This is a genomic window from Psychrobacter fozii (assembly GCF_003217155.1).
GTDB lineage: Bacteria > Pseudomonadota > Gammaproteobacteria > Pseudomonadales > Moraxellaceae > Psychrobacter > Psychrobacter fozii.
Genome location: NZ_QJSU01000001.1, coordinates 497,433 through 514,772 on the forward strand (window position 1 = coordinate 497,433; position 17,340 = coordinate 514,772).

The window sequence follows — 17,340 nt, forward strand, 5'->3', positions numbered from 1 at the left end:
AGACAACCTTAACATAGGACACTCTTTACGCCTATATCTGATCGGTTAACGCTTTCATAAAGTCGTCACCATACTCACGTCTTTAGAATAACTTTTTATGCTAAAAACAGTAGCGCCACGCAGCAAATCGCTAATAATAAGCCCAATACATTAATACGATTAAGATGCTCTTTAAAGATCCCAACACCAATCAAAGTAGCGACAGCGATAACACCAACATTCATACCAGTAAAGACGATACTGGGAGAGTCATGCATTACTTGATGGGCCCGTACATAGGCATAGATATTACCCATATTTAGTGTTCCCAGCAGCAATCCTGCCGCAATCGCATTTCCTTGCCAGCGCACACGAGTAACCAATAAATAAATCAGCAGTAATAAACCTGCCAACCCAAAACTGACAAATAACGTAAGTGGAAAAGCAGTACCTTGTTTGGCAACCTGCTTGAATAAGATATCAATGATGCCATAGCCAGCCCATACGCCAAACAACCAAATGGGAGTGTGTTTGGCCTGCTGACTAATCTCAGCATGCTGTGGACGATAGACCAAAGCTGCTAACGCCAAAAATCCTAACGCCAATCCCAATATATGCGTACCCGTGATTAGCTCACCAAACAATAAGAAAGAGGCCACGATAGGAATGATTAATGATAGACGCTGTGCTGCATCGGTCGCGACCATACCCACTGCTTCGATTGTTCGCCCAAGGATAATGAACACGGCAGGTAGCATTATACCGAGAGCGCCAATCACACCCCATGCACTACCAAGGGTACTCATCCCGCTTATATCTGGTTTTAGCAAAAGCCAAGTTAATAAACAAGCCACTGGATAACCAGCAACGATGGTCTGACGGATGTCTATATTTTTTTGCCGTAAAATCTTTAATAACACTGAAACAGCGACGCTACAAAACACCGCTATCGTTAAGTACACCATGAGCTTTTACCTTGTTAAACGACCATTTTTGCGTGATGACTTTTCAAAAAAGCAGAAAGTTCAAAAAAACAGCAAATTCAAAAACCAGAAAGTTTGCATATGACATTTGAGCTGCCCAAAAGAGTAGAATAATAACATGTAACAAAATATTTTTGCGTAGCTATCGATTGAATTGAGGACAAGACCTAATAACTAATTGACCTATACCGTTCAAATTACAATTAGCATGCAGGTCTAATTGTGAAGTTTGCTAAAATAGCGAGCAATCCTAATAACTAAAGTAACGATTCAAAATAACGGGTGATATCGTTGATTTTGGCGTACTGCTATTGATGTTTTATGACTACCTATGAATACTCTATTTCGCTTTTTTGAAACTCGCCTGCCTGCTTTCCCTGATTCCCCTATGCCGCTACCCTCACCTCGTGATGGCATGCTCAAATTCCTATGGGTGTGTACCAAAGGTCTACGCGGTTGGCTACTGCTATTCATGCTTTTGTCAGCAGGTATTGGTATCTATGAAGCGATGCTATTTGCTTGGATTGGTAATATCGTCGACTGGCTCGGCGTGTATACACCGCAGAATTTATGGTTAGAAAAAGGCGATATGCTGCTGATGATGCTAGCAGTTATGATAGTCAGCCCATTATGGATTGCCTTATCATCGTTCATTCATTTTCAGACCCTGCAAGGTGTATTCCCGATGCAAATGCGTTGGCGTTTTCATCAGCGTATGCTTGGGCAGTCAATGCAGTTTTATCAGGATGAATTTTCAGGACGCGTCTCTGCAAAAGTCATGCAAACGGCACTGGCTGTGCGTGATACCGTGATGACCGTTACCGACATGTTCATGTATGTCTCTGTCTACTTTATTACCTCGGGTATTATTTTATTCAACCTAGACAGCTTACTATTAATTCCATTTATCATTTGGTTTGTCTTGGTTACCCTGAGCATTTGGTACTTTATTCCTAAATTAAAACACACTGCCATTGTTCAGGCAGATGCTCGTGCGTTGATGGTGGGGCGCATTACTGATGCTTATGCCAATATCATGACCGTCAAGCTATTTAGTCATTCACGCCGTGAGCTAGGTTATGCTAAAAATGCCATGGGGCAGTTTTTAGGCACTGTCCATGCACAGATGCGCTGGGTCAGTTATCTAGAAGTCTCGACTCATCTTATCAGTGTTATTTTGGTCAGTAGTACTGCTGGTATTGGTTTATATCTATGGCAGCAAGGAGACGTCGGTGTGGGCGCGTTTGCGGCTGCGACAGCGATGGCACTACGTTTGAATGGTCTGACACGTTGGATTATGTGGCAAACTGCCAGTTTATTTGAAAGTATCGGTACGGTACAAGATGGCATGCGCACACTGTCGGCCCCACAAACCATTGTCGATCAGCCAAGCGCGCCCGCTTTAGACGTATCTAAAGGTCGTATCGTCTTCGATGACGTAGATTTTAGCTATGAAAGTAATAACAATGCCGATAATATCGAAAGCCAAAATGTAGAAGAAGCGAAAGTACCAGCAACCTCTACTATCAAGCTTCTCGATAACTTTTATTTGGACATCGCGCCAGGTGAGAAGATAGGCTTAGTTGGCCGCTCTGGGGCGGGTAAATCAACGTTGGTGAATTTACTATTACGCTTTTTTGATGTTGATAGCGGTAAAATTCTGATCGATGGTCAAGCTATTGATGCGATTACTCAGGAGTCTCTACGCCAACAAATCGGCATGGTCACCCAAGACACGTCTTTATTACATCGTACCGTCCGTGAAAACATCGCTTACGGCCGCCCTGATGCAACCGACGAAGAAATAATTACAGCTACCAAACAAGCCCAAGCTTGGGACTTCATCAAAGACTTATATGATGACAAAGGCAATGTTGGTTTGGATACCCAAGTCGGTGAACGTGGTGTCAAACTCTCTGGCGGACAACGTCAACGTATTGCCATCTCACGTGTTATGCTAAAAAACGCGCCGATTTTACTATTGGACGAAGCAACCAGTGCACTTGACTCTGAGATTGAGTTTGCCATTACCGAAAGCCTGAATGACATTATGACTGGCAAAACAGTCATTGCCATTGCTCATCGTCTCTCTACCATTGCTGCACTTGATCGACTGGTCGTCATGGATAAAGGTCGAATCATTGAGCAAGGCAGTCATGATGAGCTATTGGCTCTGCATGGTGTCTATGCACGGTTATGGCATCGTCAAAGTGGTGGCTTCTTAGGTGAAGACAGCTAAGGCGTGTATTCAATTCACTCAATAGTCATCTTAATAGGCTAAAAGTGGTTAATTCTCATTAAAAATCAGACACAAGGAGGTGTTTACCTTATGAAAGCATTTGCAAAAAGTATTAATATTAGTGGAAAACAAGCGCGCTACTATAATCTTAGTCGGCTTGCACCATCGGTACCATCAAACACTACCTCACGTGTACCGGCACACTTTTATGGTGGCAATAGCTTCACTGTTGGTACCTACCTACCACTACTAGGTGCTTTGGCAACTAACTTTGACATCCAATCCCTAGCCTTACGCGGCTACTGGTATGACAAACCACAACGTCGTCGTCTAACGCGCGAGCAAGATGCCGAGATACTTATTGAATTCTTAGAAAGAACACAAGACAAGCCCGTCGTTGGTATTGGTCATTCTCAAGGAGCAACTTCCACTGCAATCGCCGCGGCCAAACGCCCGGAACTGTTTTCACAGCTATATTTAATAGAGCCTGTGACCTTTACTAAAAGACAAGCCAGATTATATAACCTCTTGCCACGTAAGCTTCTGCTAAACCGTGAGCCGTTTAAAAGCACACTAGCCAAACAAACTATCTGGTCAAGTATCGATGATTATTATGAGAACTTGCGCGAGCAACGTGCCTATCGACGTATCAGCGATGCACACTTACGGATATTCGCTGAACAAAGCTTAATCAAAAATCCTGATAGCAGCTATACCTTGATATTTGCACCCGAGCAAGAGCTTGCTAACTATTTTGGCGCCCCTCATATCGATAGCGCACTCAAGCAGCTCAAATGTCCTTATACGCTGATTACAGGCAAGCCTACTTTGTTTATCAATGATAAAGTGCGTAAGCAGTGGCGCAAATTCGTACCGGACAATCGCATAATATCCCTATCAGAATATGGTCATCTGTTGCCGATGGAAGCACCTGAATTATGCGCTCAAATCATCAACGAGAACTATCAAAGTAGCAAGTAAGCGTATTTATGACTGACCTCTTCTCCCCTGCACCGACTGACAATCTATTGCCTTATAATGGTAATGTGAACGACTTCGGTGTTGTGGCTGAGAACTGCGATACTTTGTACGACCGCTTATTAAATGAGCTACCTTGGCAATCTGATATCGTGACATTGTTTGGACAGAGTCATATCACCACACGTCAAATCGTTTGGATGGGCGAAAGCAATACTACTTACCACTACTCTGGACAATCACGCCACACCACTCCATGGACAGACTCTGTGTTTCACGTGAAACAATACATCGAGCAACAGCTATCAAGTATTGGCATCGATACTACTTTTAATTCTTGTTTACTCAATTATTATCCGTCTGGTACTGATGGTATGGGCTATCATGCAGATGATGAAAAGGAATTAGGTGCTCAGCCAGTTATCGCTTCACTATCTCTTGGTGCCACACGCAAGTTTGTTTTAAAGCATAAAAAAACCCAAGACAAAGTTGAACTTCATCTTGAGTCAGGTCAGTTAGTAGTCATGCATGGTGATACACAAAAATTCTGGAAGCACACCATTACAAAAACTAAAACCGTTGCAACGGGACGTATTAGCCTAACATTTCGACAAATACTATCGCCTTAGATTGAATATAGTTTAGAGCGTATCTTAGCTTACTTTCAAAACAATCTTGCCGAAAGCATCGCCTTTTTGTAGCTCATGGTGAGCCGCAACCACGTCAGACAATGGATAAGTTTGCTGAATACGTAACGTCAACGCACCATCCGCAACAAGCTGTAAAACTCGAGCCATGTCCTCACCACTACGCTGCGACTTATAACCCGCCACATTTAAGTTCTTTTGGCTGCCTGCTTCTTTAAGCTTATCAACCCAAATCGTTGGTAATACATAGACATCACCTTCAGACTTCATGACATCAAGCGCTCGCACACCTGCTTCATTGCCAACTAAATCTAGTAGCACATCGGCTTTTAACTCAGGAAATACCTCGTCTTTGGTATAGTCAATCCAGCCAGCCAGCTTAGATACATCTATCAACTCACCAAGCTTGGCATATTTTTCTGGTGAACAAATTACCGTCACTTTGATATTGTTTTTAGCCACTTTATTCATCAGTAGCTGAATCAATAAGTGACCGACACCGCCCGCTGGTGCATTGATCACTACATGCTCACCATCTTTAATATCTGCAAATTCTACAAACTGTATCGCCGTCTGTCCGATACAAGGCAATGCACCTGCTTGCTCCAATGTCACTGGTTCTGGTACTTTTGCCAAGAGTTGGGCGTCGACTGCGACATACTCAGCATAACCACCACCATTGAAAGTCAGCGCAGCAACTTGATCGCCAATACCGAAATGCTCGCTATTACTATCGACCACCTCACCTGATACATCGAAACCTAAAATAGCTGATTCATTATTATCGAATTTTTCTTTTTGAATGGCGGCAGCACCCCAACCTTTTCCTTGACGTGTTTTATAATCGACAGGGTTGATACCAGCATAAGCGACTTTGACCAATACTTGGTTATCTTCTAATACAGGCACAGCCACTTTGTCTTGGTAAGTCATCACTTCAGGTGTACCGAACTCATTGATGAGTACAGCATGTTGGGTCGTTGGTAGTTGGCTATTAGACATCGTTATATATCCTTATATATTATCGGGCGTTTTTTGCACCCACTATTTTGATTGGTATTGTTTTAATAAAACGTTAATTTCAAAAAATACTGACAACTACTTTATAACGGTTTTAGATGTATTTTACAACAGCGACAACTCTGCACTGATTGGCAGATGATCCGACAGCGTCGACCAAGGCTTACCATTGTGTACCCACGCATCCTTTATCTTTAGATTACGCACATAAATGCGATCTAGACTGAGTACAGGTAATTTGGCTGGGAATGTTGGCAACAGCTTACCATGGCAGTGTTTAAAGGCTTCCGTCATCCCTAGACTAGTGGCCAGCTTATCGCAGGACATTTTTTTCCAATCATTAAAATCACCTGCCAAAATCAGGGGCTGATCATCAGCAATCTCATGACATATATAGTTAGTAATGGCTTCGTATTGCTTGATACGATCACGCTCAAACAAGTTCAAATGCGCGCACAGCACCACAACCGGTCTCTCCCAACCTATCGGCTGTACTTCGCAATGCAACACGCCGCGCTGCTCTAGCTTATTGACAGTAATATTCACATTATGTTTTGGGTCTAAAGGAAAACGGCTCAATACGGCATTGCCATGATGACCATTCTCGTACTCTGAGTTTTTGCCATAGCTATTCTGTAGCTGTAAATACTCACCGAACCACTCATGCTGTGATTGGTCAGGATATTCATTGTATTGCAGGTTTCGCTTCAGGTTTTGACCTTGTACCTCTTGCAGACACAGTATGTCGGAACCAACGATGTCAAGTGCTTGGGCAATACCTTGCATTTTGACTTGTCGATTTAATGGCGACATGCCTTTATGAATGTTATAGCTGGTTAGAACAAAAGAGGTCGTAGTTTTCATTTTATTAGTCATAGACTTAGTATTTATAAAGTAAGGATTGATAGCGCTTCTTCAAAATTTATCGCAAAAATATTGAATAAAGAAAGGTCAAAAACCATCAACATAAAAAAGCATTGATTCGTATAGAACCAATGCTTCCATGTTATACCTATCCGCCATCAATGGCTAATTCATACATAACTCTCATTGATGGAGTGTCTTAGCAAATCAGTAACGGGTTACCAAAGCAATCGGTTGATCTGCACCCATGATTTCTTCTGGTAAGAATACCGCTTTACCACCATTGTGAATGACATGCTCAATGATTTCGCCTACTGCATCATCAGTGACACCTTCGGTGGTAGCATCATCTACGATACTCAATGTCTGTGCTTGCTCATCAATTTTAGCAGACTGGATATATCGGCGGCGCACATAAAGTGTCTCACCCACCCCTTGGAACGCACTACGATAAATTTCTTGTAAATCGGTTTGTAACATATTGGCACCGCGAGCTTTATCAATCTCACCCATGGCTGCTTGATGTAGCGACGTACGATAGCCTTCTACTGCTTCTTGCACACTGTCGATGATATGCTGGGCATGGCCATCTTCTAAGTTGGTTGCATTTGATACTGTGGCAATGATGTTATCTGGACGGTCGCATACTTCTTTATAATAGCCGATATTTTTGGCATCGCCCACGACCACGAGTGGCATTTTATGTTCGCCCCATAGCTCTTGCACACTCTTATCTACTTGGTTAAAGAACTCTTTTAAATAGCTGCTCTCATTGTTCGACGAGCGATCTGTGCCGCCATCTCCTGTTGTATACAGGCCATTATTTTCAATTGGGAACGGGATATTGTCCATATTGTTTTGCACATCATCGTCTTTACCTAACTCTCTAATGACTCGATCATTAGATGCTTCGATCAAACGTGCACCATCACGGGTTAGCACTACCGTATAATAATGAACCGCACTGGCCATATCACGTACCAAATCTCGAGTCGCAAAACGATGTGAAATCATGACACGTTCAGTGGTATCAATCGGCATACGAATCACTTGCACATCTTCAGTACTGGCAAAAATAGCTAAAGTATCGAGATTTAAGTTATGGTTTAGCTCTTTCGTTTTGGCATGAATATTATCTAGAATAGTAGTCGCTGTGCGCTTGTCGTATTCATTGGTTAAGCGTTCTTCGACTACTTTTAATTGGTTTTTTAGAGCGATTGGATCTTGATCATTGGCAGGATGCTCACGATGAGTCTTGACAAAAATACTGACCGCAGGATTGGCATTGGTCTCGCGTAAGCTTTTGAGAGTTGCTTTCATATATTGCTCCTTGTTTTATTATCATTTACTCTTAACGTTGTAGATTTTCTAGGTGTCAGTTATTAATAACTAACCACTTATGCAATGTACGCTTTTAAAACTGATAAAAAATCGAGGCCTTATAAATGCCTACTTTTATGTGTCAGGAAATTTAATCATATCCTCTTTGATTAGGGCGTGTCCTCAATTCAATCGATAGTTATCTAAATGGGTTAAAAATGGCTAAATCTTGCCAAACGGCGTCAAATAGCTGGTCAATATCTCGATATTATCTGCGCCATTTTCCTTGTTTGACGGCAATTCATCTCATTTTTATCACCATTTTTAAAATGAGGACACGCCCTAGTATTCTATTACTTTTCTTCCGAGTCCGTACATACTTTCATATCAGTTTATGTAGTCGATATTTAATACATAGAATCTTAATACCTTGGATATCAACGCATTAACGATTATTTTTTTGTGCTATTACTTCGATGCTAACAGTAAGGTCACCCTATCTATACGGCTAATTTGCAATCAAATGATGGTTCTTTGTAAATAGAAAGATTTCTATCACCATAGACGTTGAGTTTTTTTGTTCCATATAGTCTGTATGTCGCTAACTTCGTTGTTTTACTCTCTATATTATGATTACTCAGGTTGTATTTTTATCAAACGAACCCATCTTTTATATAACTTACATATGAAATCACAAGATACTAAAAACTCAACGCACTACATTTTTGGTTAATTAATATTTTTATCACATCACACTTACTTAATAATAATTCATTCACTAATACCGGATACCTTTATGACATCTATTTCTTCAGACTTACGGCTTGTCGATTTTGCCACTGCTACGCCGAGCATGTTACAAGCCCAAGTTATCAATGCTATCGATAGTGCCAATGCATTTTTAGATGCGATGACAGATACCATAGATAATAGTACTTCCGCCCTAGAAGACGTGATGACTTTTGATCATATCAATCTCGCGCTAGATCGCAGTTGGGGTATCCTATCGCATCTGAATAGTGTGATGAGTAATAATGAAATCCGTCATGTACATCATGAACTACTGCCTAAACTATCAGCTTATGGCACTCGCGTAGGACAACATCAGCCACTATTTAATCGTTATCAAACGATCGTGAATGACACAGCATTTTTTGCGACGCTTGAGCCTGCGAGATCACGTGCCATTGAGCTTGCACTACGAAGCTTTGAGTTATCAGGAGTTGCACTACCTAAAGCTGAACAAGAAAAATTTGCTGCCATTCAAAGCAAACTATCTACCTTATCGGCAACATTCTCTGATCATGTTTTAGATGCCACACAAGCATTTGCACTGCCTTTACAAGAAGAACAGTTAGCAGGTTTGACCGAAAGTGGTTTGGCATTATTGGCAGATGCAGGTGAGCAATACAAAGTCCGTCAGCTTGCCAGCGGTGTGCTCACGCAAGCTGATATTGAGACGTTACCAACGCCTTATTATGTGGCAAGTTTAAACATTCCTGTCTATCTCGCTATCATGACCCATGCTGATAATTGCGATTTGCGTGAGACTATGTACCGTGCTTACGTTACCCGTGCATCTGAATTTGATAAGCATACCAATGCCAAAGGTGAGTCGCTAAACAATGCTGATATCATGAGTCAAATTCTAAGCTTGCGTGAGCAAAAAGCAAAACTACTAGGTTTCGATAATTATGCAGAAGTCTCACTATCGACCAAAATGGCTGACAACGTAGCGGAAGTTGAAGCCTTCTTACGAGACTTAGCAGAGCAAGCAACGCCTACTGCTAAGCAGGACTTAGCACAACTACAAAAATACGCGAAGAACCATAGTATCGATGACCTGCAGTCATGGGACAGCGCCTATATCGCTGAAAAAGTAAAGCAAAGCGAATTTAGCTTGTCACAAGAAGAAATACGACCTTACTTCCCATTACCAAAAGTGATTGATGGTTTATTTGCCATTGTTGAGCGCTTGTACGGCATAAAAGTTCAAGAGAAAAGTGAATCTGTGTCACGCTGGCATGAAGATGTGCGTTTTTATCAGTTATTTGATGCTGACGACCATTTACTTGGCGGCTTCTACTTCGATTTATTTGCACGCAGTGGTAAGCGAGGCGGTGCTTGGATGAGTGGTTTCCAGTCGCGTTATACTTATGACGAGCAAGATCACCAACAGCTGCCTGTTTGCTTTATGGTCGGCAATTTCACGCCTGCACTTGCGGGCAAGCCAAGCTTATTGACTCATGACGAAGTATTGACCTTATTCCACGAGTTCGGTCACGGCTTACATCATTTACTAACCCAAGTGACTGTCGGTGATGTCGCTGGTGTCAATGGCGTCGAATGGGATGCAGTTGAACTACCAAGCCAGTTTATGGAAAACTGGGCATGGGATGCGGAAGGTATCGCACTGATTAGTAGTCATGTCGAGACCGGAGAGCCGTTGCCTAAAGACAAACTTGATGCTCTATTGGCTGTCAAAAACTTCCAAAGCGGCATGCAAACCTTGCGTCAAATCGAATTCGCTCTGTTTGACCTGTTGATTCATGGACATTCGCCAGCACTTGATTACGATGGTGTTTTAGCAACTCTGAACACAGTGCGCAACGATATCTCTATCATGCAAACGCCAGATTACAACCGCTTTGCCAACGGTTTTAGCCATATATTTGCAGGGGGTTATGCGGCTGGCTATTACTCTTATAAATGGGCAGAACTGTTATCCGCAGATGCCTTTAGTAAGTTTGAAGAAGACGGCATTTTTAACCCAGCCACAGGTAAAGCTTTCCGCGAGTCTGTCTTGTCCGTTGGTGGCAGTTTTCCAGCCAAAACCAATTTTGAGAACTTCCGTGGTCGTAGTGCCAGCATCGATGCTTTATTACGTCATAGTGGTTTTGATAGCTCTAAAAATATCAACGCTGCCAATGCTCAAACGACTCAAGAGGCGGTTTAAATGCGCTATCAATCATCAAGCCCTAAACGCCGGTTTTTAGCAGGCGTTCGCTGCCCAAAGTGCCAAGCGATAGACGCGGTCGTGCAGGTGAATATCGTGACTCCTGCACCTGATGAATATATCGAGTGTACTTTGTGTGGGCACGCAGAGCATCGCCCTGACCCTGATGCGATCAGTGCCAAAAACCATCTCGAGGATCAACTGGCTCGTGATGCAATGGTCACGGGTACAAGTGGTACAGTGAAGTTCAAATCCTAATTATCTGATATTACGCGTCAAGTCCTAATCACTACTGGCCTATCTATCAATAGATAGGCTTTTTATTTTGAGTTTGCTATAGTATGGCTATCTATATTTCTAACATAAATCGACTACAATATGAAAAGCCAAAATATGCGTCCTTTATCAACTAAACTATCAGAAGAAAGTTCTACTAAATCTTGGAAAAAATGGTTGCTAGCATTGATATTAGCAATGCTATTTATTGGTTACTTGATTTGGAAAAGTGCTTTGTCTGATACAAGCACATCTCTACCAGTCACAAAACAAATTGAAGCGACAGAGTCTATTTCTACGCCACTTAATAGTGTGACGAGCGATTTGGAAGATACAGATGTACCTGTATCTTCAAATAATCAATCGCTTGATCCCGATGCTATTTTGAGCGCGCCTTTACCAGAAACGGACAGTTTGGCCAAAGAAGAGAGCGATCGTCTCAATGACGAAACCAACCGCTTAGTTGAGCAAGAGAAGTTATTGGCCGAACAACTTGCTATGAATAAGCAGTTGGCTGACATGAAAGCAGAGCAAATTACATTGGTTGAACAACAGATAGCTCAACTAGAAGCGAGTGGTACTGTTAAGACTGAGGTCAAATAAATTTATATTTATTATAAAGGGGCTGGCAATGGCGACTCTACAATTAACCCACGCCCCTATTCTCACGAGTAGCGCACAACTACTTATTCTGCCCGTCAATACGGCAGGTGTTCTTCTAGATCCTGTACTCACAAAATCTAAGACTTTATTTCCTGATAATTATCAACATTACTATCGCGCGTGCCGTGATGGTAGTCTAAATGTGGGTAGTTGCTTGCTTCACAAATGCATACTTGAGCAAGCTGGACTTGGCATAAGCAGTAATGGCAATCAACCAAATTATATCGCCAATCTTGTTATATCAGACCATCCTTACCATCCAGCACGTATGCGTTGGTTGATTGCAGCATTGACTGAGTTTCAGCAGCAGCTCATACCTTTGATACGCTATCAAGGTATCCGTAGAATTGCCATACTTGCACGTCCGCTTATACATAATAATGCACGGAATAACGATCCTGAAACACGAAGTTCAATGAACTCACTTCCTTTAGATTGGGATACGGATATTTTGCCGTTACTGATTGAGAAACTACAAGATCTGCCTAATTTACGTATCGACGTGCATGTACCTAGAAATATTGAATTTTAAAATGGAATAAGCCGAAATGGTTAAGACAATATAGCACCAAAAAGTACCGTTATTAGCAGTGGTAAGCCTCAGTGAGTGTAGAGCTGATATCTAGTCGTTTAGCGTCATAACCTCGTCCAATATTATATATATCTAAGATATAATGCCCATAAAAAAACCGCCTTGAATACTCATGACGAGTAGCTCAAAGCGGTTTTTTTGTACTAAATTAAACAAAACCAATTGTTAAAAATTAGTTCTGCTCAATACCTTTCATAGTCAGCTTAATGCGACCACGGTTATCAACGTCTTGAACGAAGACTTTAACGATCTGACCTTCTTTCAAGTAATCTGATACATTTTCTACGCGCTCTTCTGCGATTTGTGAGATATGTACTAGGCCATCAGTGTTTGGCAATACGTTAACGAATGCACCGAAGTCAACAATACGGGCAACTGTACCTTCGTAAGTTTTACCAACTTCAACTTCAGCAGTCAATGCTTCGATTTTACCAATTGCTGCTTTAGTCGCTGCTTTGTTTTCACCAAAGATACGAATCGTGCCACCATCATCGATATCGATAACTGCGCCAGTTTCTTCAGTTAACTGACGAATCATCGCGCCGCCTTTACCGATTACATCACGGATTTTGTCCGGATTGATTTCGATAACCGCATAGTTAGGCGCATGAGCATTGATTTCAGTACGGCTCTCTGGCAATACTTTATTCATCGCATCTAGGATATGGATACGACCGGCATGAGCCTGCTTAAGCGCTTGCTCCATGATATCAGGCGTAATACCTTCGATTTTGATATCCATCTGCAGCGCAGTAATACCATCTTTAGAACCAGCAACTTTAAAGTCCATATCGCCAAGATGATCTTCATCACCTAAGATGTCTGATAGTACAGCGAAACGCTCGCCTTCTTTGACCAGACCCATCGCAATACCAGCAACTGGTGCTTTTAATGGTACGCCTGCATCCATCAATGCCAAACTTGCACCACAAACAGACGCCATAGAAGATGAACCGTTTGATTCAGTAATCTCTGATACCACACGGATAACATATGGGAAGCGTTCGCTATCTGGAAGCATTGCTTGTACACCGCGACGTGCTAAACGGCCATGACCGATTTCACGACGTTTTGGAATACCTTCACGGCCCGTTTCACCTACTGAGAAATGCGGGAAGTTGTAATGCAGCATGAAATGGTCACGGATAGTGCCACCTAGCGAGTCGATCATGTTGACGTCGCGACTGTTACCCAATGTGGTCGTAACCAATGCTTGCGTCTCACCACGAGTGAATAGTGCTGAACCATGAGTGAACGGCAATACACCAACTTGTACATCAAGCGCGCGAACGGTCTCAAGATCACGACCATCGATACGTGGCTTACCTGACAAGATATTGTCACGAACCGTGCGATACTTAAGGTCGTTATAGATTTCTTTAAGCTCAGTTACGGTATCAGCATAACTTTCTGACTCAGCATCACCAGCAAGCGCATCAATAATTGACTGCTTGATTTCGTCAAGCTTAGCGTAACGTTCTTGCTTGTCCGTGGTAGTGTAAGCGTCTGCAACTTGCTCACCGAACTGCTCTTTCATGCTGCTGGTAAGCGCTTGATCGCGTTCAGGGGCACTATACTGTTGCTTAGCAGTACCGATTTCTTCAGCCATTGACGCAATGTTGTCAATAACAATTTGCTGCTGTTGATGACCGTATAATACCGCGCCTAGCATCTGATCTTCTGAAAGCTCTGCCGCTTCAGATTCAACCATCAATACTGCAGACTTAGTACCAGCCACAACCAAATCAAGATCACTCTCTTTGAGCTGCTCAATGGTTGGGTTCAGTACGTATTCACCATTGATAAAACCAACACGTGCCGCTGCAACTGGACCATTGAATGGCGCATCAGAAATAGCCAATGCCGCTGAAGCACCGATTAGTGCAGCGATATCAGCAGACTGAGTTTTATCTGATGAAACGACTGTCGCAGTGATCTGAATTTCGTTAACATAGCCTTCAGGAAATAGCGGACGAATCGGACGATCGATTAAGCGCGAAGTTAATGTTTCAAACTCGCTTGCACGGCCTTCACGTTTGCCATAAGCACCTGGAATTTTACCCGCTGCATACATTTTTTCTTGATAGTTTACAGTTAGCGGAAAGAAGCTTTGACCTGCTTTGGCTTCAGATTTTACGACCGCAGCAACTAGGACGGTAACGCCGCCCATGTGAACTAAAATAGAGTTTGCCTGACGGGCTACGCGACCAGTTTCGATAACAACTTGCTGGTTACCGTATTGGAATTCACGCTTAATAGTGTTAAACATTGTCATATAATATTCCTAATGTTGACTGACAAAAATAATATCAGCGCTATAAAAACCTGATATCTGTCATTAAAATTCTTTGTATATAGCCGTTTATTGACAAGGCTCCTGTTGTAGGGTGATGTCAATTAGGGTCAATATCGCTACCTATTTATCTCATATATATGTCTATGATAGACATCGTACGCTTACGTATATGTGGTCGTTCAAATTCGGTTGTACTATAAATACCATCAAAGGCCTTCATACAAAAGGCATCAGTGATCAAAACTAACATACATGATATTTTCTGTGTTCTTTAAGTATTTATATTTATAGGGGCTAGGCTACAGCCAATCACTCTGTAAATAATCGCTATATAACTAGCAGCCATATGATAAAACTTACTAGGCATTATTTTACAGTGATTTATAGTCATTGACCAATGAATTGCAAAATGGAGCATATCCTGCCAGTTCGCACTTCAGTTCTGATTAAACCATCAATGTTATCGCTAATCAGCTATTTATCACTTACTCTCAGATGGCTATATCAGTTAAGACAACAACTCTTAATAACTCATACTGATAAGCATAAAAAAACGGCGTGAAACTATTCCACACCGTTTTTAGGAAAATCTATTTTATCGATATTAGCGAGCAAGTGCTAAGCGGCTTAGCAAAACCTTTAAAGTAATGCCACATACGGGCACTTTTTAATTTGGCAGCCACTCGCACAGTTGTCGCTAGATTAACGACGTAGACCTAACTGGCTAATAAGGGTGGTATAACGACCAAGATCTTTACCTTTTAGGTAATCAAGCAATTTACGACGGGTGTTAACCATACGGATAAGACCGCGACGGCTATGATGATCCGCTTTATGCGCTTTAAAATGGTTCTGTAGATCGTTGATACGAGCACTTAACAAAGCTACTTGAACTTCTGGTGAACCAGTGTCGCTTTCGCCACGTTGGTATTGAGCAATGATTTGTTCGCGATCAGTATTAGTTAGCATAAATATCTCCGGCAATGCTAAAAGCTTAAAAATACACTCGAATTTGAGTCGTTTTAAAAGCAGTAGAATAGTAAATAAAGTAACTTGCACGTCATTCAGGACAACCCTGCATTACTAGAGTTGACCTAGTGTACGACAAGCTCAATTAGTTATAACGATCATTTATATTAAGCTGCTATGAGACAGTATCTAATATAGCCATCCGTTTTGAATAGTCTACTCGATACAATATCCCATCTAAACTAAATTTAAATGTGACGCTGATTATAACAAAAAACTGCTGAACTCGCAGCAGTTTTTCACATTAGTTTTACGGCTAAATCAGCTTCTATCGAAAACATTAAGCCTAGTCATTTACAAACTCTAGTAATTTACAAACTGAGTCAACTGATAGCGCTATTTATTTTCTGATATCGCTCTCAGTAGCATTACCACCAAGTTCGTCATCTCCGAGCGGTGCCGCCGTAGTGACTTCCGCTAAGCTATCTGGGGCACTATGTTCGCTAGGATTAATCTCTTCTGCAAGCTTCTCAATTTCTTTTTCTTGCTCGTCCATATTGTTCGGTGAATTACTCATATTAGCTCCTGAATTATTATTTTTTTGGACTAAATGCGATTGCACTCATTAATACTGAAACGTGTAAACTATAAATATATTAGTATAGCTCTACTCTAGAAAACACATTGGACAAATTATTTGCCTTCTTTCGTACTTTCTACATTATCGGCAATACGGTCTGCAGCTGCTTCAGTATCTGCTGAGTGATTGTTTTCAGTCTGATCTTTGAGCGCTTCAGTGGCTGCATCAGAACGTTGTTGCTCAAGCTTAGTATCGTTTGGGTTAGAATTTGACATAATATTTTCCTTAGTTATGGTTATGAATGATTAAAGTATTTTGATGCTTGTTTGGCGATTAGATAGCAAAGATTCTAAGATAGTGCTTTATCGATAGCATCAACAAAATTGGTTATATCGTCTGGATTACGCGAGGTGATAAGATTGCCATCAACTTGTACTGTTTTATCTACATAATTTGCGCCAGCATTCTCTAAATCTGTCTGAAGCGTAGGATAAGCAGTCAATGTTTTACCCTTAGCAATACCTGTGTTAATGAGTGCCCAAGGTGCATGACAGATAACAGCCAATGGCTTATTCGCATTATTGATAGCGTTAATTATTCCATGAGCTTCTTTATTGCCTCGGATGGTATCTGCATTTACAGTACCACCTGGTAGCACCAACGCATCGTAATCGGCAACATTGGCCTCACTTGCAAAGATGTCAGCGGTGAAAATATCACCTTTATCGACCTCTTGATTCATCGCTTGGACTTCTTTATCTTCGTTAGTAGTAATAAGAACTGTCTTATAACCTTTGTCTTTAAGTTGGTTATTAACCTCTTCGTACTCTGCTTGTTCGAAGTTATTGTGTAGTAAAAAAGCGATAGTTTTCATAATACTTCCTGTCTTTATATTTGTGATTTTATATAAGAAAATTTATTATTGATTTGCCTATTTTTCTTGTTATTAGTGCCTTTTATTTTTATTGAGCGTCGAGT

At 41.5% G+C, this 17,340-nt stretch carries 16 protein-coding genes; 7 read left to right on the top strand and 9 right to left on the bottom strand.

From position 1 onward, the window contains the following. Positions 1 to 95 precede the first annotated feature (95 nt). Positions 96 to 944 (bottom strand): EamA/RhaT family transporter, encoded by an 849-nt coding sequence (locus tag DFP82_RS02065; protein ID WP_110922054.1) that lies wholly within the window; start codon positions 942 to 944, stop codon positions 96 to 98. A gap of 349 nt (positions 945 to 1,293) precedes the next feature. On the opposite strand from DFP82_RS02065, the gene DFP82_RS02070 reads away from it, so the two are divergent. The 3 genes from DFP82_RS02070 (at position 1,294) to DFP82_RS02080 (ending at position 4,808) form a co-directional block, all read left to right on the top strand. Further along, a complete protein-coding gene (locus DFP82_RS02070) occupies positions 1,294 to 3,201 on the top strand; it encodes an ABC transporter ATP-binding protein (RefSeq protein WP_110922055.1) in 1,908 nt (635 codons plus the stop codon). A 90-nt stretch (positions 3,202 to 3,291) separates the two neighbouring features. Continuing rightward, positions 3,292 to 4,182, top strand: coding sequence for an alpha/beta fold hydrolase (locus DFP82_RS02075; protein ID WP_110922056.1), 891 nt, complete (start codon positions 3,292 to 3,294; stop codon positions 4,180 to 4,182). A gap of 8 nt (positions 4,183 to 4,190) precedes the next feature. After that, a complete protein-coding gene (locus DFP82_RS02080; protein WP_110922057.1) occupies positions 4,191 to 4,808 on the top strand; it encodes an alpha-ketoglutarate-dependent dioxygenase AlkB family protein in 618 nt (205 codons plus the stop codon). A gap of 24 nt (positions 4,809 to 4,832) precedes the next feature. Here the strand turns inward: DFP82_RS02080 and DFP82_RS02085 are convergent, their stop codons facing one another. From DFP82_RS02085 to DFP82_RS14650, 3 genes are all read right to left on the bottom strand, one after another. Next, positions 4,833 to 5,828, bottom strand: coding sequence for an NADP-dependent oxidoreductase (locus DFP82_RS02085; RefSeq protein WP_110922058.1), 996 nt, complete (start codon positions 5,826 to 5,828; stop codon positions 4,833 to 4,835). Between the two features lie 123 nt (positions 5,829 to 5,951). Beyond that, positions 5,952 to 6,710: an endonuclease/exonuclease/phosphatase family protein gene (locus DFP82_RS02090; protein ID WP_110922059.1), complete on the bottom strand. Its 759-nt coding sequence runs from the start codon at positions 6,708 to 6,710 to the stop codon at positions 5,952 to 5,954. Positions 6,711 to 6,917: 207 nt separating this feature from the next. Then, on the bottom strand, positions 6,918 to 8,030 hold the full coding sequence (locus DFP82_RS14650; RefSeq protein WP_181416214.1) for an AOC03_06830 family ribosome hibernation factor: 1,113 nt from the start codon (positions 8,028 to 8,030) through the stop codon (positions 6,918 to 6,920). A 796-nt stretch (positions 8,031 to 8,826) separates the two neighbouring features. Between DFP82_RS14650 and DFP82_RS02100 the strand changes: the two genes are divergently transcribed. From DFP82_RS02100 to DFP82_RS02115, 4 genes are all read left to right on the top strand, one after another. Further along, positions 8,827 to 10,986 carry a M3 family metallopeptidase gene (locus tag DFP82_RS02100; RefSeq protein ID WP_110922061.1) on the top strand — a complete coding sequence of 720 codons (2,160 nt, stop codon included), beginning with the start codon at positions 8,827 to 8,829 and terminating at the stop codon, positions 10,984 to 10,986. Next, positions 10,987 to 11,244: a YheV family putative metal-binding protein gene (locus tag DFP82_RS02105; protein ID WP_110922062.1), complete on the top strand. Its 258-nt coding sequence runs from the start codon at positions 10,987 to 10,989 to the stop codon at positions 11,242 to 11,244. It begins immediately after the preceding gene. 120 nt (positions 11,245 to 11,364) lie between these two features. Beyond that, entirely contained in the window at positions 11,365 to 11,865 is a 501-nt protein-coding gene (locus DFP82_RS02110; protein ID WP_110922063.1) for a hypothetical protein, read from the top strand. Positions 11,866 to 11,893: 28 nt separating this feature from the next. Further along, positions 11,894 to 12,457, top strand: a complete 564-nt coding sequence (locus DFP82_RS02115) for a macro domain-containing protein (RefSeq protein ID WP_110922064.1) — start codon at positions 11,894 to 11,896, stop codon at positions 12,455 to 12,457. A gap of 232 nt (positions 12,458 to 12,689) precedes the next feature. On the opposite strand, the gene pnp is transcribed toward DFP82_RS02115, so the two are convergent. From pnp to DFP82_RS02130, 5 genes are all read right to left on the bottom strand, one after another. Continuing rightward, positions 12,690 to 14,792 carry a polyribonucleotide nucleotidyltransferase gene (gene pnp, locus DFP82_RS02120; protein ID WP_110922065.1) on the bottom strand — a complete coding sequence of 701 codons (2,103 nt, stop codon included), beginning with the start codon at positions 14,790 to 14,792 and terminating at the stop codon, positions 12,690 to 12,692. Between the two features lie 723 nt (positions 14,793 to 15,515). Beyond that, a complete protein-coding gene (rpsO, locus tag DFP82_RS02125) occupies positions 15,516 to 15,782 on the bottom strand; it encodes a 30S ribosomal protein S15 (RefSeq protein WP_110922066.1) in 267 nt (88 codons plus the stop codon). Between the two features lie 400 nt (positions 15,783 to 16,182). Then, positions 16,183 to 16,359, bottom strand: coding sequence for a hypothetical protein (locus DFP82_RS14655; RefSeq protein WP_181416215.1), 177 nt, complete (start codon positions 16,357 to 16,359; stop codon positions 16,183 to 16,185). Between the two features lie 116 nt (positions 16,360 to 16,475). Beyond that, complete coding sequence (locus tag DFP82_RS14660; RefSeq protein WP_181416216.1) at positions 16,476 to 16,637, bottom strand: hypothetical protein; 162 nt, start codon at positions 16,635 to 16,637, stop codon at positions 16,476 to 16,478. Between the two features lie 74 nt (positions 16,638 to 16,711). Next, on the bottom strand, positions 16,712 to 17,236 hold the full coding sequence (locus DFP82_RS02130) for a type 1 glutamine amidotransferase domain-containing protein (RefSeq protein WP_110922067.1): 525 nt from the start codon (positions 17,234 to 17,236) through the stop codon (positions 16,712 to 16,714). Positions 17,237 to 17,340: the final 104 nt, after the last annotated feature.